19 protein-coding genes are annotated in these 23296 nt (G+C 63.4%); 2 read left to right on the top strand and 17 right to left on the bottom strand.

Annotated elements, in window-relative coordinates; translation table 11 throughout:
* Positions 1-109: 109 nt before the first annotated feature.
* The 10 genes from phoB to P6U24_RS03475 all read right to left on the bottom strand — a co-directional run bounded on the left by phoB (position 110) and on the right by P6U24_RS03475 (position 10651).
* Positions 110-814 (bottom strand): phosphate regulon transcriptional regulator PhoB, encoded by a 705-nt coding sequence (gene phoB, locus P6U24_RS03520; RefSeq protein ID WP_407157817.1) that lies wholly within the window; start codon positions 812-814, stop codon positions 110-112.
* Positions 815-829: 15 nt separating this feature from the next.
* Positions 830-1546: a phosphate signaling complex protein PhoU gene (gene phoU, locus P6U24_RS03515; protein ID WP_407157816.1), complete on the bottom strand. Its 717-nt coding sequence runs from the start codon at positions 1544-1546 to the stop codon at positions 830-832.
* 33 nt (positions 1547-1579) lie between these two features.
* A complete protein-coding gene (pstB, locus tag P6U24_RS03510; protein ID WP_407157815.1) occupies positions 1580-2401 on the bottom strand; it encodes a phosphate ABC transporter ATP-binding protein PstB in 822 nt (273 codons plus the stop codon).
* On the bottom strand, positions 2398-3285 hold the full coding sequence (gene pstA / locus P6U24_RS03505; RefSeq protein WP_407157814.1) for a phosphate ABC transporter permease PstA: 888 nt from the start codon (positions 3283-3285) through the stop codon (positions 2398-2400). Before pstA ends, pstB begins: the two co-directional genes overlap by 4 nt.
* Before the next feature lie 3 nt (positions 3286-3288).
* A complete protein-coding gene (gene pstC / locus P6U24_RS03500; RefSeq protein WP_407160760.1) occupies positions 3289-4287 on the bottom strand; it encodes a phosphate ABC transporter permease subunit PstC in 999 nt (332 codons plus the stop codon).
* A gap of 97 nt (positions 4288-4384) precedes the next feature.
* Positions 4385-5395 carry a phosphate ABC transporter substrate-binding protein PstS gene (pstS, locus tag P6U24_RS03495; protein WP_407157813.1) on the bottom strand — a complete coding sequence of 337 codons (1011 nt, stop codon included), beginning with the start codon at positions 5393-5395 and terminating at the stop codon, positions 4385-4387.
* Between the two features lie 139 nt (positions 5396-5534).
* On the bottom strand, positions 5535-6842 hold the full coding sequence (locus P6U24_RS03490) for an ATP-binding protein (protein ID WP_407157812.1): 1308 nt from the start codon (positions 6840-6842) through the stop codon (positions 5535-5537).
* 28 nt (positions 6843-6870) lie between these two features.
* On the bottom strand, positions 6871-7926 hold the full coding sequence (locus P6U24_RS03485; RefSeq protein WP_407157811.1) for a UPF0104 family protein: 1056 nt from the start codon (positions 7924-7926) through the stop codon (positions 6871-6873).
* Between the two features lie 1018 nt (positions 7927-8944).
* Positions 8945-9250, bottom strand: coding sequence for a hypothetical protein (locus P6U24_RS03480; RefSeq protein ID WP_407157810.1), 306 nt, complete (start codon positions 9248-9250; stop codon positions 8945-8947).
* A gap of 6 nt (positions 9251-9256) precedes the next feature.
* Positions 9257-10651, bottom strand: a complete 1395-nt coding sequence (locus P6U24_RS03475; RefSeq protein WP_407157809.1) for an OmpA family protein — start codon at positions 10649-10651, stop codon at positions 9257-9259.
* 163 nt (positions 10652-10814) lie between these two features.
* Here P6U24_RS03475 and P6U24_RS03470 point away from each other — a divergent pair, with 163 nt between their 5' ends.
* Positions 10815-11870, top strand: coding sequence for a polysaccharide deacetylase family protein (locus tag P6U24_RS03470; RefSeq protein WP_407157808.1), 1056 nt, complete (start codon positions 10815-10817; stop codon positions 11868-11870).
* 22 nt (positions 11871-11892) lie between these two features.
* Here P6U24_RS03470 and P6U24_RS03465 read toward each other — a convergent pair whose 3' ends face one another.
* The 6 genes from P6U24_RS03465 to P6U24_RS03440 all read right to left on the bottom strand — a co-directional run bounded on the left by P6U24_RS03465 (position 11893) and on the right by P6U24_RS03440 (position 20335).
* Entirely contained in the window at positions 11893-13158 is a 1266-nt protein-coding gene (locus tag P6U24_RS03465) for a hypothetical protein (RefSeq protein WP_407157807.1), read from the bottom strand.
* A gap of 96 nt (positions 13159-13254) precedes the next feature.
* Positions 13255-13977, bottom strand: a complete 723-nt coding sequence (locus P6U24_RS03460) for a sulfite exporter TauE/SafE family protein (protein WP_407157806.1) — start codon at positions 13975-13977, stop codon at positions 13255-13257.
* A 412-nt stretch (positions 13978-14389) separates the two neighbouring features.
* Positions 14390-15841 (bottom strand): benzoyl-CoA 2,3-epoxidase subunit BoxB, encoded by a 1452-nt coding sequence (boxB, locus tag P6U24_RS03455; protein ID WP_407157805.1) that lies wholly within the window; start codon positions 15839-15841, stop codon positions 14390-14392.
* Between the two features lie 96 nt (positions 15842-15937).
* A complete protein-coding gene (boxC, locus tag P6U24_RS03450; RefSeq protein WP_407157804.1) occupies positions 15938-17626 on the bottom strand; it encodes a 2,3-epoxybenzoyl-CoA dihydrolase in 1689 nt (562 codons plus the stop codon).
* A 97-nt stretch (positions 17627-17723) separates the two neighbouring features.
* A complete protein-coding gene (locus tag P6U24_RS03445) occupies positions 17724-18524 on the bottom strand; it encodes an alpha/beta fold hydrolase (RefSeq protein WP_407157803.1) in 801 nt (266 codons plus the stop codon).
* 290 nt (positions 18525-18814) lie between these two features.
* Positions 18815-20335 carry a benzoate-CoA ligase family protein gene (locus P6U24_RS03440; protein ID WP_407160759.1) on the bottom strand — a complete coding sequence of 507 codons (1521 nt, stop codon included), beginning with the start codon at positions 20333-20335 and terminating at the stop codon, positions 18815-18817.
* Between the two features lie 132 nt (positions 20336-20467).
* Here P6U24_RS03440 and P6U24_RS03435 point away from each other — a divergent pair, with 132 nt between their 5' ends.
* Positions 20468-21391 (top strand): helix-turn-helix transcriptional regulator, encoded by a 924-nt coding sequence (locus P6U24_RS03435; protein ID WP_407157802.1) that lies wholly within the window; start codon positions 20468-20470, stop codon positions 21389-21391.
* A 58-nt stretch (positions 21392-21449) separates the two neighbouring features.
* On the opposite strand, the gene P6U24_RS03430 is transcribed toward P6U24_RS03435, so the two are convergent.
* Complete coding sequence (locus P6U24_RS03430) at positions 21450-23291, bottom strand: MinD/ParA family protein (protein WP_407157801.1); 1842 nt, start codon at positions 23289-23291, stop codon at positions 21450-21452.
* Between the last annotated feature and the right edge of the window lie 5 nt (positions 23292-23296).

The following is a 23296-nucleotide window of genomic DNA, read 5'->3' as shown; positions in this document are numbered from 1 at the left end:
CACCGATCCAGCCCGCTTCAACCATCAACATTCGTGGTTATGGGTCCCCGCGTTCGCGGGGACGACACCGGTGTTTGTTGTAGCACGTGTCGCAACGCCCCGTGTCGTACTACGACTCCGCCTTCGCAAAGCGGTCGTCGAGCGCATAGCCGGCGCCGCGCACGGTGCGGATCGGATCCTGCTCGCGGCCGGGATTGAGCAGCTTGCGCAAGCGGCCGATATGCACGTCGACGGTGCGCTCGTCGATATAGATGTCGCGGCCCCAGACGCTGTCGAGCAGCTGCTCGCGGCTGAACACGCGACCGGGATGTTCGAGGAAGAATTCGAGCAGGCGGTACTCAGTTGGGCCGAGATCGATCGGCCTGCCTGAGCGCGCCACGCGCCGCTTCTCGCGGTCGAGCTCGATATCGCCATAGGCGAGCACCGTGGCGAGCCGCTCGGGGCTCGCGCGCCGAAGCAGGCCTTTCACCCGCTGCAACAGCTCCGGCACCGAGAACGGCTTGACGATGTAGTCGTCGGCGCCGGTCGCAAGCCCGCGCACGCGCTCGCTCTCCTCGCCGCGCGCGGTCAGCATGATGATCGGCAACTGCTTGGTCTCGGGCCGGGCGCGCAGGCGGCGGCACAGCTCGATGCCGGAGAGGCCCGGCAGCATCCAGTCGAGCACCACGAGATCGGGCACCCGCTCCTTCAATCGGGTGTCGGCGTCGTCGCCGCGCTCCACCGTTTCGACCTCATAGCCTTCGGTCTCGAGATTGTAGCGCAGCAGCGTGGTCAGCGCTTCCTCGTCTTCCACCACCAGAATGCGCGCGCTCATTGCTCAACGTCTTTCCTAGTTGCCGGGGATCGTGGTCGCGAAGGTCGTCATGTCGCCCTTCGGGCGCTTGTCGACCATCTGCTGACCCTCGATCATGTAGAACACGGTTTCCGCGATGTTGGTCGCGTGGTCGCCGATCCGCTCGATGTTCTTGGCGCAGAACATCAAGTGAATGCAGAAGGAGATGTTGCGCGGGTCCTCCATCATGTAGGTGAGGAGCTCGCGGAACAGCGAGGTGCAGATGGCGTCGACCTCCTCGTCGCCCTTCCACACACTCATCGCCGCCGGCAGGTCGTGGGCGGCATAGGCATCCAGCACCGACTTGACCTGCGACTGCACGAGGTCGGTCATGTGCTCGAGCCCGCGGATCAGCTTCAAGGGATGGAAGTCGCTCTCCAGCGCCGCGACGCGCTTGCCGATGTTCTTGGCAAGGTCGCCGATCCGCTCCAGATCGGTCGCCACCCGCATGGCGCCGACGATCTCGCGCAGATCGATCGCCATCGGCTGGCGGCGGGCGATGGTCAGCACCGCCCGCTCCTCGATGATGCGCTGCAAATTGTCGATCTCGGCATCGGTCGCGACCACGCGCTGGCCCAGCGCGACATCGCGGCGCACCAGCGCGTCGACGGAATCGGTGATCAGCCGCTCGGCCAGGCCGCCCATCTCGGCGACCAGGCGCGTCAGCTCCTGCAGGTCACTGTCGAACGCCTTGGCGGTATGCTCGCTGGCCATGATTGTCTCCTCGGCAATGTGTCCGTGACGGCGTCAGCCGAAGCGGCCGGTGATGTAATCCTGGGTCCGCCGATCGCTCGGCGAGGTGAAGATCTTGCTGGTGTCGTCGAACTCGATCAGCTCGCCAAGATACATGAAGGCGGTCTTGTCGGATACGCGCGCCGCCTGCTGCATGTTGTGGGTGACGATCGCGATCGTGTAGTTCTCGGAGAGCTCCTGGATCAGCTCCTCGACCTTGGCGGTCGAGATCGGGTCGAGCGCCGAGCACGGCTCGTCGAACAGGATCACCTCGGGCCGCACCGCCACGGTGCGGGCGATGCACAACCGCTGCTGCTGGCCGCCGGACAGCGACAGGCCGGACGCATTGAGCTTGTCCTTGACCTCGTTCCACAGCGCGCCCCCGCGCAGCGCCTTCTCGACGCGGTCGTCCATCTCGGACTTTGAGATCTTCTCGTAGAGGCGGATACCGAAGGCGATGTTCTCGTAGATCGTCATCGGGAACGGCGTCGGCTTCTGGAACACCATGCCGACCCGGGCGCGCAGCAGGTTCAAATCGAGCTTCGGGTCGAGGATGTTGGTGTTATCAAGCATCAGCTGGCCGACCGCGCGCTGGCCCGGATAGAGGTCGTACATCCGGTTGAAGATGCGCAGCAGGGTCGACTTGCCGCAACCGGACGGACCGATGAAGGCCGTGACCCGGTGGGTGCCGAGCGTCAGGTTGATGTTCTTCAGCGCATGGTGCTCGCCGTAATAGAAGTTGAGATTGCGCGCGGTCACCTTGGCCGGCGCTTCCGGCAGGGACTTGGCGGGAATTGCGCCGGCGGGGCTGGACACGGAAACGGACATATCGGTCATTTTGCGCTCCTCTCGGCGCCAAGCACGCGCGCGCAGATGTTCAGGGCGAGCACGGTGATCGTGATCAGCAGCGCGCCGCTCCAGGCGAGCTGCTTCCAATAGGCGTAGGGGCTCTGGACGAAGTTGTTGATGGTCACCGGCAGGTTGGCCATGGTCTTGGAGAGGTTCAGGCTCCAGAACTGGTTCGATAGCGCGGTGAACAACAGCGGCGCGGTCTCGCCGGCAACGCGGGCGGTCGCCAGCAGCACGCCGGTGATCAGGCCCGAGCGCGCCGCGCGATAGGCGATGCGGCGGATCACCAGCGAGCGCGGCAGGCCGAGCGCGGAGGCCGCCTCGCGCAGCGGATTGGGCACCAGCAGCAGCATGTCCTCGGTGGTGCGCAGCACGACCGGGATCACGATCACGGCCAGCGCCAGCGAGCCGGCGATCGCCGAGAAGCCGCCCATCGGCACCACCACCGCGCCATAGACGAACAGGCCGATGATGATCGACGGTGCCGACAGCAGGATGTCATTGATGAAGCGGATCACCGAGGTGAGGCGGTCATTGCGGCCATATTCGGCGAGATAGGTGCCGGCGAACAGGCCGAGCGGCGCGCCGATGCCGACCCCGATCACCGTCATGATCACGGAGCCGACGATGGCGTTGCGCAGGCCGCCCTCGGTCGAGCCCGGCGGCGGAGTGTCGGCGGTGAACACCTGCAAGGTCAGGCCGGTCAGGCCTTCATAGAGCAGGTCGAGCAGGATCAGCGCCAGCCAGGTGACGCCGAACAAGGCGGCGGCGACGCAGAGGCCGCGCACGACGATGTCCTTGCGGCGGCGGCGCGCGTAGATCGGATTGACGGGATTGACCGGCGTGCCGACCGCAAAATCCACAGCAGCCATGACTTATTTCCCCGCCTTGGTTTCGAGCCGCATCAGCATCAGGCGAGCGGCGGCGAGCACGAAGAAGGTTAGAACGAACAGCAAGAGCCCGAGCAGGATCAGGCTCGACTGATGCAGACCGTCGCTCTCCTGGAATTCGGAGGCGATCGCGGCCGAGATCGTGGTGCCCGGCGCGAAGATCGAGGAGGAGATGCGGAACGAGTTGCCGATGATGAAGGTGACCGCCATGGTCTCGCCGAGCGCGCGGCCCAGCGCCAGCATGATGCCGCCGATCACCCCGATCCGCGTATAGGGGATGACGACGCTGCGCACGACCTCCCAGGTGGTGCAGCCGACGCCATAGGCCGCTTCCTTCAGCACCGGCGGCACGGTCTTGAACACGTCGACCGAGATCGAGGTGATGAACGGCAGCACCATGATGGCGAGGATCAGCGAGGCGTTGAACAGGCTGAGATAGGACGGCGGGCCCGCGAAGATGTCCTGCAGGACCGGGATGTTCGCACACAGATTGATCATGAACGGCTGGAACGTGTAGGCCAGGAACGGCCCCAGCACGAAGAAGCCCCACATGCCGTAGATGATCGAGGGGATGCCGGCGAGCAGCTCGATGGCGATGCCGATCGGGCGGCGCAGCCATTGCGGGCACAGCTCGGTCAGGAAGATCGCAATGCCGAGCCCGACCGGAATCGCGATCAGCATCGCGATGAAGGAGGTCACCAGCGTGCCGTAGATCGGCCCGAGCGCGCCGAGCACCGGCGGATCGGCCGAAGGCGCCCAGCGCCGCGTCACCAGGAACTGGAAGCCGAACTCCCGCATCGCCGGCCACGCACCGATGATCAGCGACAAGATGATGCCGCCAAGGATCAGGAGCACCGAGATCGCGGAGAGCCGGGTGATCCAGTAGAAGGTGATGTCGCCGAGCTTGAAGGCGGACAACGCGCGGGCGCGGTCATACGGACCCGCCGCGGAGGCAATCCCGTCAGCATTGCTTTGAACGGCCATGTCTGCCACGCCAGCCCCCTTGTTCTCGTGCACCCGTACACTTTCCGGACACGCCCTCCCCCCGCAAAGCAGGGAGAGGGACCAATCAACGAACTGATCAGCTCTTGATGTCCGACGACCAGGTCTTCTCGATCAGCTTCACGACGCTGTCGGGCATCGGGATGTAATCGAGCTCCTCGGCCATCTTGCCGCCCTTCTCGAACGACCACTTGAAGAACTTGATGGCTTCGGCGGAGGCCGCCTTGTCGGTGGGCTCCTTGTGCATCAGGATGAAGGTCGCAGCCGTCATCGGCCAGGACTTGTCGCCCGGCTGGTTGGCCAGGATCACGTAGTAGCCCGGAGCCTTGGCCCAGTCGGCGTTCGCGGCGGCGGCCTGGAAGGCCTCCACGGTCGGCTCCACGGTCTTGCCGGCCTTGTTGATCATCTTGGTGTAGGTCAGCTTGTTCTGCTTGGCGTAGGCATACTCGACATAACCGATCGAGTTCTTGGTCTGGCTGATGTTGCCCGACACGCCCTCATTGCCCTTGGCGCCGACGCCGACCGGCCACTCGACAGCCGTGTTCGATCCGACCTTGCTCTTCCAGTCTGCGCTGACTTCGGAGAGATAATAGGTGAAGTTGAAGGTGGTGCCCGAACCGTCCGAACGGCGGACCACGGCGATCGCGTCCGAAGGCAGCTTCACATTGGGGTTGAGCCTCTTGATCGCGGCATCGTCCCACTTGGTGATCTTGCCGAGATAGATGTTGGCGAGCGTCTCGCCGTCCAGCACCATCTCGCCGGGCTTGACGCCCTCGAGGTTGACGACCGGCACGATGCCGCCCATCACCATCGGCCACTGAACGAGGCCGTCCTTCTCGAGCTGCTCGGCTTTCAGCGGAGCATCGGTCGCACCGAAGGTCACGGTCTTGGCCTGGATCTGCTTGATGCCGCCGCCCGAGCCGATCGACTGGTAGTTCAGACCGTTGCCAGTCTCCTTCTTGTAGGCGTCAGCCCACTTGGAATAGATCGGGAACGGGAACGTCGCGCCCGCTCCGGTGATGTCGGCGGCAAAGGCCGACGTCGATGCGGCGACCAGGCCGGCAGCGACGATAGCTTTGACGAAATTCATGCTGGTCTCCATTTGGGGAACGAAGCGCCAATTGCGCCCGATCGCGCTCCCCAGCGCCGCTTTAAGAGGCGTCGTTGCCGCTTTTATAAAGGTTTGGTGACAGCTGGATGACAGCGCCAAGATCTGAAAATGCTTGGTTTTATTTCGCAACCCCGGGTTTTTGCTGGGGAAAGCAGGCGGTAAACGCCGCCCCATTTTTGGGCACGCTCTCGATCAGCAGCCGGCCGCGATGGCGATTGAGAATGTGCTTCACCAGGGACAGGCCGAGCCCGGTGCCGCCCTGCATGCGGCTGTCGCCGACGTCGACGCGGTAGAAGCGCTCGGTCAGGCGCGGCAGATGCTCCGGGGCGATGCCGGGTCCGAAATCGCGCACCTTGACCCGGATCTCCGGGGTGCCCTCGCCCGAAACCGCAGCGGCCAGCGAGACGATCACCCGGCCGCCCGAGGCGCCATATTTCAGAGCGTTCTCGATCAGGTTCTCGAACAGCCGCAGCAGCTCCTCGCGGTCGCCGGCGATCGTCACCGGGCTGTCCGGCAGGTCGATCTCGACCACGACCTGCCGCTCGCGCGCCAGCGGTTCCAGTCCGTCGGCAACCTGGCGGATGATTGGGATCAGGTCGATCGAGGTGTCCGGCCGGACATGGGCCGACAGTTCGACCCGGGACAGCGACAGCAGATCATCGATCAGGCGGGCCATGCGGGTGGCCTGGGCATGCATGATGCCGAGAAAGCGCTCGCGCGCTTTGGCATCATCCTTGGCGGGCCCCTGCAGCGTATCGATGAAGCCGGACAGCGCCGCCAGCGGCGTGCGCAGCTCGTGGCTGGCATTGGCGACGAAGTCGGCGCGCATCTCCTCGACCCGTCGCAGCGGCGTCAGGTCGTGGAACGTCATCAGCATGCATTTGTCGGTGCCGCCGAACGCCGTCGGCACTGGAACCGGCGTGATGACAAGTTCCATCCAGCGGTCGACCGGAACGTGATCGAGATAGGTGGCGCGGCGCGGCTCGGTGGTGGCGATAGCTTCGCGCAGCGCGGTGATGATCTCGGGCGACCGCAAGGCGAACTGGGCCAGCTCGTTCCGGCGCAGCGCCGGCGCCAGCTGGGCCGCCGCGGCATTGAGATGAATGACGCGACCGGCGCGGTCGAGCAGCACCGCCGGGTCGGGCATGCCGGCCACGAGTGCGCTGACGGCCGGGGCTTCGACCGGGTTGGCGCCTCGGACGTCCTCGCGCGCGACCGCCGCGCTGTGCAGCCGCCAGGGCACCAGGGCGGCTGCTGCAATGCACAAGAACGCGATGAGGGCCCGGAACGGCAGCAGCTCGTCGAACAGGACCAGGAGGCCGAGCACCAGCGCCGCCGCGAGCAGGATGATGGCGGAATGACGCAACCGATCCGGCCAGGGGGCGAACATGGTGGAAGACGAGGTTGTGGGAGCGTCGAGTGCCATCGGAGCTGCCTCTTCTCCCCTGTGCTGCTCAGGTGGCGGGATCGCCACGCTCCCTCACATAAGCGGCCTTAGCCGGCCGCCCCGGATCGAGGCTGAGTGCCGCCTGCCGCAGCCGTTTCGATCGGGCGCTGATGATAACCTCCCGAAACGTCAATAAGATTACAGATATGACGAAAGGTGCCAGATAGTACAAGATCCGGAACAGCAGCATGCCCGCGAGCAGTTCCTCGCGGTCCATCTGCCAAAGGCCGACCAGCATCGCGGCATCGAACACGCCGAGCCCTCCCGGCGAATGGCTGGCAAAGCCGAGCAGCGTCGCCGAGACGAAGATGACGGCGACCACGACAAAGCCGAGATTGGGCTCGTCCGGAACCAGCACGTACATCGCGAGCGCGCAGAAGCCGAGATCGAGGATACCGATGGCGATCTGCAGCAGGGTCAGCGATCCTCCCGGGAGCACCACGGTCCAGGGCCCCCGGCCGACCACGCGCGGCTGTGTCGAGACCCAAACCACATAGGCGACCAAGGCCACGATGATCGCGATCGCGAGGGTGCGGTTGACCCAGGGCGGCAACTGATCGATCGAGGCCGCGGCCTCCGGATGGTAGGCGATGCCAAGGCCGAGCACCGCGGCATTGCCGAGCCAGAAGGTCAGTCCGGCGAGAAAGCAGATCTTGGCGACGTCGATCGCATTCAGGCCGCGCGCCGAATAGATCCGGTAGCGCACCGCGCCACCGGTGAAGACGCTGGCGCCGACATTGTGGCCGATCGAGTAGCTGGTGAAGGCGGCGAGCGCGTTGATGCGGTAGGGAATATGGCTGTGACCGATCGCGCGCACCGCGAACAGATCATAGAAGGTGAGGGTGAAGTAGCCGGCCGCGACGAACAAGGCGGCGAGCGCGATCTGGTAAACTTCCGTGCTCTTGATGGCCTCGACGACCTCCCCGGTGTCGATGCCGCGGAGCATGTGATAGAGCACGTAGCATGCGATCGCGATGACCGTGACGCTGACGGCGACTCCCAGCTTATGCAGGACCTGCTTCTGACGCAGGAACGTGGCCGCTCCGCGGATCGCTTCAAGCATCTACACCTCTACCATGCCGGGACCCTCGAGGGCAGGGCGAGCCGATGACGCCGCCGCGCCATTCCGTCAACGCAATGACCTCGTAGCGCGTTTCGAGCCGTTGTGGAACTCGCCGCGTGTGAATAAAAAACATACACATACAATATACTTAGGAGGCATTCGGGAAGCGGGATGCACCGTTTTGTCGCAAGGCTTGAGGCGTCCCTGCCCGACCAGCCTGTGCGCGGCAAGTTAAACTTCTATGAGGGGTGCGGAAAGCCGGGATTTTCAGGGGGAGCGAGGCCATTTGCGACCGTGGAAGCTGCAATCTCCAGTTCTGAAGAGGCGCAAAAGGAAGCGCCGTCTTGCAGCCCGTGCGTAAAGGATAATCTCGCCCCGCGCATTTGCCAGCCGCGCAAAATGGTCAACAATCCGTGTGCCTTGGCTGCCGTCACGTAAACTCACCGCCGCGTGCGATGCGATACGACCGGCGTCCGCCGTGGCGCATGGAGCTGCAACGTGTTTGCAGGCAACGACCTTGGTGGCGCGCTGAGGGAGGCTGCGTCCTCATCCTCGCGTGTCGTCCCGGGCAAGCGAGCTCGCGGCAACGCGAAGCGTTGTCCGCAGCGAGCGCGACCCGGGATCCATAGCCACCGTCGGTGCGGTTCAAGAGCACTCGAGCAAGAGCTCGTCTCCTCACGAGCGACGGTGGTTGGTTATGGGTCCCGGCGTTCTCGGCGCGCAATTGGGCACCTGACCGGGACGACACTATTTTTGCGGAAACAGCTCGTCTTCAGCTCGATCCACTCGCTCGCCTGGTCGGGACGACAAAAATCTTTGCAATCGCGGATTTCCGCAAAATGGGACCGGCTCGTCGCGACATCGACCCAGCCGCACGCCGCCTCGTCGTCGTGGTCGATGCCATGCGCGATCTCTCAGAGATCGATCTGTCCGCGACGTGATGGCGAGCGAGGGCAGCACGCCAGCGGCATGGTGTCGCACTAGACCACGCCGATGTCCAAAGACTCAGCCAAAAGTATCAACCCAGCGATTTGGCGCGCATGCTGCGGAATACCACCCAGGCGCGCAGCCAGGAGCCGACGGCGCAGCCCGCCAGATAAGGCACGAACATCATGAGCAGCAGTTCGAGCCAGTAGCCCGCACGGCCTGGAATCAAATTGGTGAGCGCGGCCGCCACGAGCAGCACCGCCAGGGCCGCCAGCAGCCATATCCCCGGTCGCGGCACGCCGGGCGCACGGTGGACCACCGCCACCCACCCCATCGCAAAGCCAAGGGCGAGCGCGCCGAGCAGCCAGCCCCAGTGAAACGCGATCAGAAACGCCATCTTAGATCACCTCACCAGAAACTCGATACGGCGGTTCTGGGCACGGCCGTCGCTGGTGTCGTTGGAGGCAAGCGGCTGGGTCGAGCCGTAACCGACCGCCGTGAAACGCTCCGCGGGCAAGCCGGCCTGCACGAGATAACCGATCACTGCCTGCGCCCGCTTCTCCGACAGAGCCTGGTTTGCCGGCTCCTCGCCAACGGCATCGGTGTGGCCGGCGACTTCGATGGTCGCGGTCGGACAGCGCATCGCGATCTCGACCAGCCGATCAAGCAGGCCGGCGGAGTCGCGGTCGATATCGGCGCGGCCGGTCTCGAAGCGAATGGTGCCCTTCGCGAGCAGGTCTGAGAACAACTGCTGGCAGACGGTCGGGTCGACCGGGGCAGCTTGCGGCTTCACCGAGATCTCGGCCTTGACCTGCCAGCCCTGCGGCACGTCCTTTGGCAGCGCGGTGCGGATTTGCGCGGCCGCCGCATCGTAGAGCGCGTCGCCCGACAGCTTGATCTCGCGATCGGAGACCACAAGCGTGCCGGTCGACAGCCGTGACAGCGCGCCGAGTGCCGGCACCACCGCGTTGACGAAGCCCGCGGGCGCGCCGATCGAGGTCTTGAGATTGTCGACCACCTTCTCGTCGAAGAATTTGCGCGAAGAGGCGCCGGCGATCACGGCATGGATATTTTCGTCGGGCACGTTACCGGACAGCGTCACGGTGACGGCAACCGGATCCTTGTAGGCCTGCAGGATATAGGGCGGCGCCTGGACCTCGTTGCCGGCGACCTTGAAACCCTCGGGCAGCTTCTTCAGCGCGGCCGCGATCGCCTCGCGGCCGCCGAGCTCGCGCGCCATGCCCGACAGCGTGACCTCGCCATCCGAGATGGTGAACTTGCCGTCTTTCAACTTGCCGATCTGGCCGATCAACAGCAGCGCCGCATCCTCGAAATGCGCCGGCGCGCCACGCGCGAGCGCCATCTGGTCAGCCACCTCGACGCCATTGAGCGCGTCGCGCGCGGCCTCCACGAGCTTGCCCTTCACGGCCGGCAGCGGCGCGTTACCACCAAGCGTCACCCTGACGACGTCGCGCTCGGCGGACCAGACGAACGGCTTGGCTTCCGGCGCCAGACGCGTCTCGTCATCGACCAGCCGGACGCCGGGCACGGCGGCAACGGCGCCGACCGCGGTGCTGCGGCCGGCCTCTGAAAAGGCTTCGGCACGAACAGTGACGTCGCGGCCGTCGACAATCACGTTGGCCTTGTCGAGGACGGAATCCTTGAGTGCGGCAGAACTGCGGCCGGCGAGATCATTCTCCAGGGGTGCGGTGCTGCTCCAGGCAGCCAATCCCCACAACACGAGCAACGGGATGACTCCTGGCCACCATTTCCCGCTCCACCTGAAAAGTCCACGCATTCGTCATCCCGTTCGGTCAGGAAGCAGAGAGAAAACAAACCCTTGCGGGCCTGTCAAACCGGAAATAGAAGGCCCCCATTCGCTGCGGCCATTGGTCCGGATAACAGTTTCTTCAACGATTCCCCGGTAATCTTCTACACCCTAACCGGGCCGTCATTTCGAGATGAAGCGCTTTCGCAAGACATTTATCCGCGCCGGTCTCGACGCGCTTTATTTCAGTGGGGCGCATTACTGGCTGCGGCCGATCTTCTCCGGACTCGGCGCCATCTTCACGCTGCACAACGTTAGGCCGCAGCGCGAGGACTGCTTTCAGCCCAACGCCCATCTGGAAGTCACGCCGGCCTTCCTGCGCGAGCTGCTGGCGCATCTGCGCGCCCACGACATCGAGATCATCGGGTTGGACGAATTGCACCGGCGGCTGGTCGAGCGTGACGCTGGCCGCCGCTTCGCCTGCTTCACCTTCGATGACGGTTATCGTGACAACAGAGATTTCGCGCTACCTGTCATGCGCGAGTTCGACGCGCCGTTCACCATTTTCGTCACCAGCGAATTTGCCGAAGGTCGCGGCCGGTTGTGGTGGATCGCGCTGGAGCGGGTGATCGCGGGCGCTGATCACATCGAGGTCGAGATCGGCGGCGCGGCGACACGGCTCGGTACGGCGACCTCCGCGGAGAAATGCAACGCGTTCCAGCGGCTGCACGGCTGGCTGCGCGGCCTGCCGGAACATGATCTGCGCCGCGAGATGAGCGCACTCTGCGCGCGCCACGACGTCGACGAGGCGGCGATCTGCCCCGAACTGTGCCTGTCATGGGACGAGCTGAAGCAGCTTCAGTCCGAGCCGCTGATCACGATCGGCGCGCATACGCTCAGTCATTGCAATCTCGCCAGACAGAGCCAGGAGATCGCGCGCCGCGAGATCGCCGACAGCCGCGCCCGGATCGAGGCCGAGTTGCAGCGGCCGATCCTGCACATGGCCTATCCGTATGGTGACCGCGCGGCCGCCGGTGCCCGCGAATTCCTGCTGGCCGCCGCGGCCGGCTTCAAAACCGCGGTGACCACCCGGCCAGGCATGATCTTCGCCGAGAATGCCGCGCATCCGACCGCGCTGCCGCGCGTCTCGCTCAACGGCCATTACCAGGACGCGCGCGTGCTCCCCGTCCTGACCTCCGGGGCCGCAACCGCGATGTGGAACGGCTTTCGTCGCGTCGACGCAGCGTGACGCCATTCCCGGAAGAAACCCGCTAGCGGGCAACGGCCTTCAATCGGGACCAGGCCTCCGCGTCAGGAAAGCCCAACGCGCGGAACCGCGGCGGATAAAGATGCGGCACCGGCGCGAACAGATGGCCGACCATGCTGATCGCATCCGGCCAGCTGACGTCGGCCATGTCATCGACCTTTTGAGTGGCCCCCGCCGCCGGCTTGACGAACACGAGCCGGTCAGCGCGCGGGAGCAAAGTGCCCGTAGTGCCCGACGGCAGCGTGGCGACACTGAACGTCGCGCGCGAAACCTTGGCGCGATAGAGCATCACGCTGGCGACAAAAACATCCCGGCCCTGCTGATCGTGATACTGGTCGAGCAGCTGCTTCTGCTCATGGTAGTCGGCCGCCAGCTGATGTTGCAGGATCTCGCGCCGGCGCCACTCGAGCCTTTGATCCGCGAGCGGTTCCTCGATCCAGCGCTCATCGTTCCACTGCAGCAGCGAGGGCGAGCAGGCATGCGGCAGTTCCGCGGCGCTGCTCGCGATATCCAACAACCTGGCGACACCAGCAGGATTTTGCGTTCCAGTCAGATAGAACACATTACGGCCCGGCACCGTGACGATCGGCGCGCCATGAATCGGCGGCAGCGGATAGTCCTGGCCTGGCCTCAGCAGCAACAGCGCCGATTGATGGTCTTCAAGGTTGGCGCAGCCGAACAGCCCATCCCCGAGCGGTTCGAAAACCGGTGCCGGCAGCCTTGCGCGAAAGTTTGCGATCCCAAGCCGTATCGCCTGCGCGATCGACAGACCGGCATCAGCAAGTCTTTCACGCGTCATTAGCGACATGCTGTCGGCCTGATCGCGCAACGCGCAGACGACGAGATCGGCCGCAAAGGGTAGAAACGCCACCCCGCGGCTGTCGTCGCCTGGACCTCCCGAGATCCAGTTGCGGATCATCATGTTGCTGACAAGGGCCCGAGGGCGGATGCCCGGCATCAACTCATCCGGAAGAGTCTCAGCCGAAAACGCATCATGGCTCGGCGTCTCGCGCAGCGACCGCACGAACCGGGCGATCAGATCGGCGCGGCCGGCCGGGTCCCGGCGCAGCCACTCCCCGAACGTATTGCGTGTGAACGCGGAGATCTGCGAGCCGTCATCCCCGGCAAAGGCGAAGCTTCCCGTCTCGTGATCATAGCGCCTGGCCACCAGATTTTGTCGCTGGCATTCCGCCATGAACTCGCGCACGAATTGCGTGTAGGGGTCATCGGCCTCGGCTGGCCGCAGGCGCTTCCTGATCCAATCGAACATCACATCATCCCGGTGATTTGGGCGCATGACATATCGACGCGATCGTGGCCGAAATTGCGATCTCGGCCCGTCGAGAGATCTTTCGTCTCGCGCGTCTCAGAGCAGCAGCAGCACGCCGGACAACATCAGCACCGCAAGGATGACGCACCGGAACACGACCTCGTTGACGCGCCGGAATGCCAGGATGCCGAGCCCTGTTCCCGCCAGCAGCGCCGGGATCGACAGCGCAAAGTCGAGCGCAACTTTCGCGGCCAGATCGTGCCGCATCACCATCAGCGCCAGCGCGAAGATCTGCATCACGGCGATGAAGGGCTGAACCATCGCACGCTGCTCGCTTTTCGGCATGCCATGCAGGTCGCACCAGATGGTCGGCAGCGCGCCGGGCATCGCGGTCAAGCCGCCGATCAGGCCGCCGCCAAAGCCGATCAGCGCACTGATGCCGTGCCTGACCTCCTGGATGACGCGCATGCCAGGCCGGAACAGCATAGGCCGCATAAACGGCGACGACGAGCCCAAAACCTTCGCGGAAGGCGTATCGGCCGTATGCAGCAGCCACAGCGCGATCGGAACGCCCAGCAGGCCGCCGATCACCAGCACCAAGCTTTGCCGCCACTGGATGTTCCTGCGCATGGCCCACAGGCTGGTCGCCTGCACGCCGACGCTGCAGGACATCATCAGCGGCACGGCTTCGATCGGCTGCAGGATGTGCAGCAGGATGCCGCCGGCCACGGCCGAGAAGGCGAAGCCGGCAAGAAGGGAGACGAAGGCGCCGGAGAACACGGCTGCGCTGAGCAGCAGGAATGATCCGAAATCTGTCATGGAGAATCCGTCTGAGAGTCGCCGCGCCGAGAGGGCCGCGTCGGTGATGCTGCGGCGGACGCGTGATGCACCGCCGGGCGGCCGTGCATTTGTGTGACGCGTCACACCGCCGGCAAACCTGTCATGACGGACGAGAGAAAGCGTCCTCCCATCGAGGGAGACGCTGCAACTATAATGTGGAGCGGCTTTCGGCCGGTCAATGCGGCGTAGCCTCTCCTTTGGATATTGATGAATGCCGCGCTGCCCGCGCCTTGTTCAACTGTCATACCCGCGAAAGCGGTATCCAGTACGCCGCGGCCCGGGTAACGGGCACAGCATTTAAACAACGAACGTTTGCGTTTACTGGATCACCCGCCTTCGCGGGTGATGACAGCTTCGGTGTCGGCGCATCAGTGCAAGCGAAGGTCCAGCACTACGACTCGATCTTCACATACTCGAAGTCGCCGGGCTTGTTGTCGATGCCGACCTTCGGCGGCGCGATCCAGGAGGCGAACGCGCCGATCTCGGTGACCGGCTTCATCAGCGAGGCGATGAACTCGCCATCGGCCTTGGACGGCAGCCAGTCGTCGCGGCGCTTGGTCCAGGTCGCGTCGTCGATCAACAGCCCCTCCGGCGTCGCATGCACGTCCTTGAACTCGCCGATCGCGCGGTGGAAGGCCGTGTGCGGCAGGCTCAGCTTGAAGTCGTAGCCGGCGGTGGAGATCACCTTGTTCCAGCGCAGCAGACCCTTCACGCAATCCTGCGTGTAGTCGTCGCGCAGGCGCATGTTGAGCGCGGTCAGAGCCGGCTCGTCGACCCGCTTGATCTCGCCGTCGACCAGCTTGAGCACCGGATAGGTCGAGTTCTTCAGCTGATGATCGTCGTCGATCTGGGTCTCGTGGTAACGGCCCTTGATGCCGGCGTTGAAGGCATTCGCCGCGTTGGTCGAGACCTCCGAGCCGAACAGGTCGAGCGACAGCGTATAATGCAGGTTCAGCTTCTTCTGGATGGTCGGCAGGTCGATGACGCCGAGCGCGCGCACGCGTGCGATATCGGTGGGATCGTCGATGCCGGCCGCGCGCATCGCGTCAACGGTGCGCTGGACCACGCGGGTGATGCCGGTCTCGCCGACGAACATGTGGTGCGCTTCCTCGGTCAGCATGAAGCGGCAGGTGCGCGACAGCGGATCGAAGCCGGACTGCGCGAGGCTGTGCAGCTGCATCTTGCCGTCGCGATCGGTGAAATAGGTGAACATGAAGAAGGACAGCCAGTCCGGCGTCTTCTCGTTGAAGGCACCTAACATGCGCGGCGAATCCTCGTCGCCGGAGCGGCGGCGCAGCAGCTCATCGGCCTCCTCGCGGCCGTCGCGGCCGAAATATTTCTGCAGCAGGTACACCATCGCCCAGAGATGGCGGCCCTCCTCGACGTTGACCTGGAACAGATTGCGCATGTCGTAGAGCGAGGGCGCGGTCTTGCCGAGGTGGCGCTGCTGCTCGACCGAGGCCGGCTCGGTGTCGCCCTGGATCACGATCAGGCGGCGCATCAGCGCGCGGTATTCGCCAGGCACCTCCTGCCAGGCCGGCTCGCCATAATGCTCGCCGAACGGGATCTTGCGGTTCTCCTCCTGCGGCGCCAGCAAGATGCCCCAGCGATAGTCCGGCATCCTCACATAGTCGAACTTGGCCCAGCCGCGCGGATCGACCGAATAGGCGGTGCGCAGATACACCAGCGACTGCTGGAAGCCGTCGGGGCCCATGTCGTTCCACCAGTCGACATAGCCGGGATGCCAGCCCTCCAGCGCCTTCAGCACTTGCCTGTCCTCGGCCAGATTCACGTTGTTCGGAATCTTGGTCGAATAGTCGACGTTCATGATGTTCATATTCATCGCCGTGCTCCTTGGCCGGCGAATAGCGAATGGCGAGTGGCGAATGGAGATCGTCCGTTCGCCCTTCCCTATTCCCTATTCGCTACTCCCTATTCGCTATACTCTCGTCATATCGAAACGCGGCTTCTGTCCCGTGCCGTAGCGCCTCAGCGCGCCATCGTCGCCGACCGCGTTGGGCCGCTGGAAGATCCAGTTCTGCCAGGCGGTGAGCCGCGCGAAGATCTTCGATTCCATGGTCTCCGGCCCGGTGAAGCGCAGATTGGCTTCCATGCCGGTGAGGCTGTCGGGCGAGAAGCTCGCGCGCTCCTCCAGGAACACGCGGACCTCGTCGTTCCAGTCGATGTCATCCAAGGCAAAGGTGACGAGGCCGAGCTTTTCGGCGTCCTCGGCCTCGATCGCCTCGCCGAGCTTGTCGCGCACGCGATCCAGATCGGATGGATCGGCCTGGAAGCGCGATTCCAGCCGCGTCAGGCCATGGCTCATCGGATAGGGACCGAAATTCATCGCCGACAATGCGATGGCCGGCGGCGGGCGGTTGTCGCCCTCAATGGTGCCGATCAGCATGTACGAACGGTCGGCGGCGAACACGAGCTCGGCGAGCGTGCCGGCAAAGCAGGAGCCGGGCTCGACCAGGGTCACCAGCGTGCGCGAGGTGACGTCGATGCGCTTCAGCACGCGCTTCCAATAATGCCTGATCTCGTTGACCAGCCAATGTGCCTTGTTGGCCTCGAGGAAGTCATCGTGGCTCAGCACATGCGCGCGCTCGCCATGCGACTTGAAGACGAGCAGCGCGATCTCGAGCTCGTTGATGCGCAAATGCAGGATCGCATCGTCGAGCTCGCGCGCGACCTGCAGCGGCCAGAACGAGGCGCCTTGGGCGATCATGCCATCGATATCGGCCGGCGCGCCGGTCTCGGGCGCTGAGATCGTGATGGTGGCGATGCGCGCGGCGCGGTCGATGTCGACATTAACGAAGCCATACCGCACGCTGCTGTCGTCGATGGTGCGCGACAGCGGCGTGAGCTGGACGCCCTTGCCGTTGCCATTACGCTTCGACGACGCGGCAAACTCTTTCGCACGCTCGGCGACCCTGGCATCGACCTTGCTATTCGGCGCGATCTCGTCGACCAGGCGCCAGGCGAGGGCGCGCTTGCCCTTGATGCCTTCTTCTGTGGTGCAGAACACGTCGGCGCGGTCGCGGCGCACCTTGCGCTTGTCCACCACGCGCGTCAGCCCGCCGGTGCCCGGCAGCACGGCGAGCAGCGGCACCTCCGGCAGTGCCACCGAGGAGGCGCCGTCATCGGCAAGGATGATGTGATCGGTGGCGAGCGCCAGCTCATAGCCGCCGCCGGCCGCGGTGCCGCTCACCACCGTGATGAAGCGCTGGCCACTATTCTCGCTGGAATCCTCGAAGCCGTTGCGGGTCTCGTTGGTGAACTTGCAGAAATTGACCTTGTGCGCGTGGGTGGCGCCGGCCAGCATGCGGATGTTGGCGCCGGCGCAGAACACGCGGGGTTTCGCCGAGCGAAGCACGACCACCTTGACGGCGGGGTGCTCGAAGCGCAGCCGCTGCACGGCATCGGCCAGCTCGATATCGACGCCGAGATCATAGGAATTGAGCTTGAGCTGGTAGCCCTCGAACAGGCCGCCGTTCTCATCGACGTCCATCGTCAGGGTCGCGATCTCGCCGTCCACGGCGAGCTTCCAGTGCCGATAGCGCGATGGATCGGTCTGGAAATCGATGAAGGTCTTGCCTCCCGCGAGCACGCGGTCTTCCCCGGCCATGGGCCACCCTTGAGCTTGGAACGCTTATCGTTTTCATGCACAATAATTCATGTTTTAGGGTACGTCTATCCCGAAACACGAAAATGTGCACTTTGCTTCATGCAGAGGCGGCAGCCGGCAGCGTGGCGCCGGCGAAATCCGCAATGATCTTCAGCGTGGCCTCACCGGCCTCGCGATGCGGCGAATGGCCAACGCCCGGCAGCATCGTCACCTCGACCGGGCAGTAGCACTCATCCCTGATGATCTCGACCTGACGCGCGGTGCCGTATTGGTCGGCCATGCCCTGGATCACCGCGACCGGCACGCGGATATAAGCGAGCGCATCGGTGATGTCCCAGGCACGAAATTTCGGATCGAGCCAGGCGCCGTTCCAGCCGTAGAAGGCGTTGTCGACGTCCTCGTGCCAGCGCGCGAGCTTTGTCCTCAGCTCCGACGTCTCATAGGCGGTCTTGATGTCGGCGATCGACGCAACCGAGATATCCTCGACGATCACGTGCGGCGCGATCAGCACTACGCCACGGAGGCGATGGTCCTGGTGACCGCCGGCATAGAGCGCCGCGATGGAAGCGCCGTCGGAATGACCGACGAGAAGGCCCTCGCGGAAGCCGATGGAATCGAGCAGCTTCGGCAGCACCTCGCGCGCCTCGCGCTGCATGTAGTCGAGCGGCCGCGGCAGGCTCACCGGTGACGATGCGCCGTAACCCGCGCGGGAGTAGACCAAGACGGAGGCGCCGGTCGCCTGTTGCAGCCTGTCGGGAAAATCGCCCCACAGGCCGACGGAGCCGAGGCCCTCATGCAGCATCACAATGCACGGCGCATCCGACGGCTGCGGGCCGATCAGCCGATATTCGAGTTCGGCGCCGTCGACGGCGAGGAAGCCGGTGGGAGCCAGGATCATGCCGATCTCCGCCCGCGCTGCTCCATGTGCCGCGCGCCCGCACTCCTTGCTCCGTCGTTCCCTCTCCCCTTGTGGGGGAGGGCCAGGGAGGGGGGTGAGCCACGCACGCCGGAGCCCGCGGTACCCCCCTCTCTATCTCTCCCCCACCGCAAGTTGGGCCTGCCCGACTTGCGCAAAATAACCATGCGCAACCGGGGTAAACCCCGGTTGCGTGGGGGAGAGAACCGAGCGGAATTCGCTGCAATGATTTGCTTCATAACGGCCATGACGGCAACTACTCGTGACGGCAACTAGTGACTTGCGCCCTCGCGCAGCTTGAAGCGCTGGATCTTGCCGGTCGCGGTCTTGGGCAGGCTCTCCACCACCTCGATCCAGCGCGGATATTTCCATGGGCCGATCTTCTGCTTGACGTGTTCCTTCAGCGCGTCCTGCAGGTTGAGCCTCTCGGCGGCAGGGCGCAGCACCACGAACGCCTTCGGCTTGAGCAGCCCCTCCGGATCGGCCTCCGGCACCACGGCCGCTTCCAATACGGAGGGATGGGTGATCAGCGCGCTCTCGACCTCGAATGGCGACACCCAGATGCCGGACACCTTGAACATGTCATCGGAGCGGCCGCAGATGGTGTAACGACCATCGGCATCGCGGATGTATTTGTCTCCGGTGCGGGTCCAATAGCCCTCGAAGGTGGCGCGGCTCTTGTGGCGCTGATTCCAATAACCGTCGCCGGCCGACGGCGCATGCACCACCATCTCGCCGATCTCGCCATCGGCGACATCCTGCCCCGCCTCATTGACCAGCCGCACCTGATAGCCGGGCACCGGCCGCCCGGAGGAACCGTATTTGATATCGCCGGGCGCGTTGGACAGGAAGATGTGCAACAGCTCGGTCGAGCCGACGCCATCGAGAATGTCGACACCGAAGCGCGCTTTCCACGCATTGCCGACCGATTCCGGCAGCGCTTCGCCGGCCGAGGTGCAGATGCGCAGACGCGTGCCCGCGCGTTCATTTTTCATCGCTTCATCGTTCAGCATCGCCGCGAACAGCGTCGGCACGCCGTAGAAGATGGTCGGGTTATAGCGGTTCAGCAGCTTGAACATGCTGGCCGGTGTCGGCCGCTCCGTATTGAGCACGGTCGTGGCGCCGACGGAGAGAGGGAACGTCAGCGCGTTGCCAAGGCCATAGGCGAAAAACAGCTTGGCGGCCGACAGGCAGACATCGTCCTCGCGAATGCCGAGCACTTGGCTGGCATAGGTGTCGGCGGTGGCGGCGAGATTGGCGTGGGCATGGCGCACCCCCTTGGGCATGCCGGTCGAGCCGGACGAATAGAGCCAGAATGCCGGCTCGTCTTCATGCGTCGCCACTGTGGCGAACTGATCGCTCTCGCGCGCGAGCTCTTCCGAGAGCAGCTTGTGGCCGAACGCGTTTGCACCGGACACGACGACGCAATCGAGATCGGGCATACGCCCGACGATGTCCTTCACGACCGGAAAGAGCGCCTCGGAGACGAACAGCACGCGGGCGCGGCAGTCCGCCAGCACGTAGGCGTATTGATCCGCGGTCAGCAGTGTGTTCAGCGGCACCGGGACGATGCCGGCGCGCATCGCTCCCAGAAACACGGCAGGGAAATCGACCGTGTCCAGCATGATCATCGCCACGCGCTCCTCGCGGCGAACGCCGAGCCGGCGCAGCATGTTGGCGACCCGGCAAGTCTGTTGCTGGAGTGCGCGATAGGTCAGCTCAGTGACCGTGTCGGTATAGGCGAGCTTGTCGCCGCGCCCGGCCTCGACATTGCGGTCCAGCAACCATGTCACCGCATTGTAGCTCGCCACTGCGTTTCCTCCTCAGATTTTTGAATTATAATTCATAGAATGGTCACCACGCGTGCTTGCTGTCAATCCTCCCCGGCACTATGTTTCCGTGACAGCTCAATTTCGTTCCGGGACATGACACACGACAGCGATGCCGCGCAGGAGACCGCCGACCCGTCCGATGCCGAGACCGGCTTTCTCGAACGGCTCGGCCAGCGCGTGCGCACCATGCGCGCGCTGCGCGGCATGTCGCGCAAGGTGCTCGCCAAGGTGTCGGGGATTTCCGAGCGCTATATCGCCCAGCTCGAAGGCGGCAAGGGCAATGTCTCGATCGTCCTGCTGCGGCGGGTGGCGAACGCGATGGGCGCGCCCCTCGAGGACATCGTTCCCGGCAACGAGCAGCAGCCCGACTGGCCCGTGATCCGTGACCTCCTGCGGAAGGCAACGCCTGAGAAGATCGCCCAGGCCAAGGCGATCCTCTCCGATGGAGCCTCGGCGCCGCTGCGCCGCGCCTTCTCGGGCATCGCGCTGATCGGCCTGCGCGGCGCCGGCAAATCGACCCTTGGCAAGATGCTGGCGGAGCGGATCGGCTGGAGCTTCGTCGAACTCAACAAGGAGATCGAGCGGCAGAACGGCCTCGAGGTCGCCGAGATCATCAATCTCTACGGCCAGGAAGGCTTTCGCCGCATGGAGCAGGCGGCGCTGGCGCAGCTGCTCGCACGCAAGGAGCTGATGGTGCTGGCGACTGGCGGCGGCATCGTCTCCGAGCCCGTCACTTACGACCTGATCCTGAAATCCTTCTACACGATCTGGCTCAAGGCCGAGCCCGAGGAGCACATGGCGCGCGTGCGCCGACAGGGCGACCTCCGTCCGATGGCCGACGATCGCTCGGCGATGGCGGAGCTGCGCAACATCCTGGTGAGCCGCGAGCCGCTCTACACCCGCGCCAACGCGATGGTGGATACCGCGGGACTTTCGGTCGACGCCGCCGCCGCCCGGCTCGCCGACGCGGTGAAGCCGGTGTTGAAAGCCGACGCGAAGATTTTTGCGCGGGGATGACCTTCTACCTAAGAAAAATTCTTAGAACACAGCCCAGACACTATATACCATCATCTGCTCAGTTTCGAAACAAGTCTGGGCTCTCCTCCGTTTCAGCAAGTACTGACGGACCGGGGCCTTCCCCACTCACATAACGATTCAACGCGATCAAATCTGACCGCATGTCTTTGCGCGAAACCTCCAAATAGCGCCAGCAACTAAACTCTCGCCCTCTGACATGCTCATTCAGTTCGAGCGCTAGCCGAATATGTTGTTTTGCAGCCGAAACATTTCCGGCCACATACTGAGCTAACGCAAGACACTGCCTACGGTTGACCGTATTAGGATCATCGCCCGCGGAAAGCAAAACAACCGCCTGCATGAGATCATAAGGGGATTTTCCAGTGTGCCCCCATTCCGCCATCGCGAAATTGAAGACATCCACAACATTCTCCGAGCGAAGAACATCCTCGCGATTAGAAGCAATCTCTTTCATCGCACGCTCAAATTGCCTTGAGCTTATCAGCGCGAGAACTAAGTGCAATTTAGCTTGCCGCCGAACGCGAGCATCTTGAGAAATCTGAAAGAGCTCTTGCATTAGCTGGACAACAAGCGACACTCCTCTCCCGTCACTCAACAATATTTCCGCCAATCTAATCAGCCGAGACCCCTCGAGAGTCTTGAGCGCGGGAGACCTCGCTACCGCTTCAATCCAATCCGGATCGAACTCACGAAGCAATTCGACGGCTGCAACGACATCATAGGGAGACGAATTCTCACCCGCCAAAATGGCGCGCAAATCAATCAACGCGTCGTCAGACCGACTCTCTAGACGCGCGATTGCGGCTCTTCTCCGTCGAGCGGTTTGCACATTAACTCCAGCCTCAATGGCCGTGGTCAAACTACGACTCTCAGCGTCCAGGTCGCCAAGAAAACTAAAGATTTGAGCCATTAGCCAAGCAATCCGACCGTTTGCAGGATGAAGCTTCTCAATCTCAGCCAACTTCACCGAAATAGATTCATATTCCTCATCTGCTGGCGGACGCTGCCGAAGACCGTCGCGCATTTTACGCAACTCGGCTATTGCTCCATCAATATCTTCGAAATTTTGTGAAACGATCTTGTCGACCAAGCTTTTATATTCAGCCGCAAGTCTAGATTCTGGCCTATCCAGCACAAACAATGACTGCTCCAACAGCGTAAGACTATTGTAATGGCGCACTATACTGGGCGCGTCTCGATAACCCAAAATTTTCTTCGCTTCGTCGAGTTTGCGCTCAAGAATATGATCCTCATCATCCAAGTCTGGCACATTGGAAGCACAAAAAAGCAGACTGATATTGGCGCGGCGCGGCCCTCTCTGCTCCTCCCGAATATCCCTTACGACACTTTCGAGCCCGATTAGATTTTGATCGTTTGGGAAAAACATAACAACAACTGAGTTCGGCAAGTGCCTAGTACAAATGCCACCAACATCAGTATGGCCAGTCCTGCTGTCGATCAGCACATAGTCAAATTTCAGCGACTTCCATTGAAGTTTTAAATCCTCAAAGAACAAAAACCCGCTCTGTCGAGAATACAGCGACTGCCAGTCAATTGAAACCAAACGACTAGCATATTCACGATTTCTCTTTCCCGCAGGCATAACCCATATACTTGCATTTCCCAAAGTAGATTGAACAATAAATTCTTCCGCGCAGGGCGCCGTGGAAGTCGCCATGTACTCAGAGACATACTCAACCACTCCTTTTGCGTCTGCTAGGCCAGCAAAGGGAGCATAAGTAGAGATACCAGGCGCCTCTAGATCAAAGTCCACGATTAGCACTTTACGCCCTCGCTGCGCTAAGACAGCCGCCGCGTTCACTAACGCCATCGTGCGGCCCACGCCGCCGTTGTACGAATAGAAGGTCACGATGTGCATAGATG

Origin of the sequence: Bradyrhizobium sp. STM 3557, assembly GCF_045571465.1 — a bacterium.
Lineage (GTDB): Bacteria > Pseudomonadota > Alphaproteobacteria > Rhizobiales > Xanthobacteraceae > Bradyrhizobium.
This window is presented reverse-complemented; position numbering and strand designations above follow the sequence as displayed.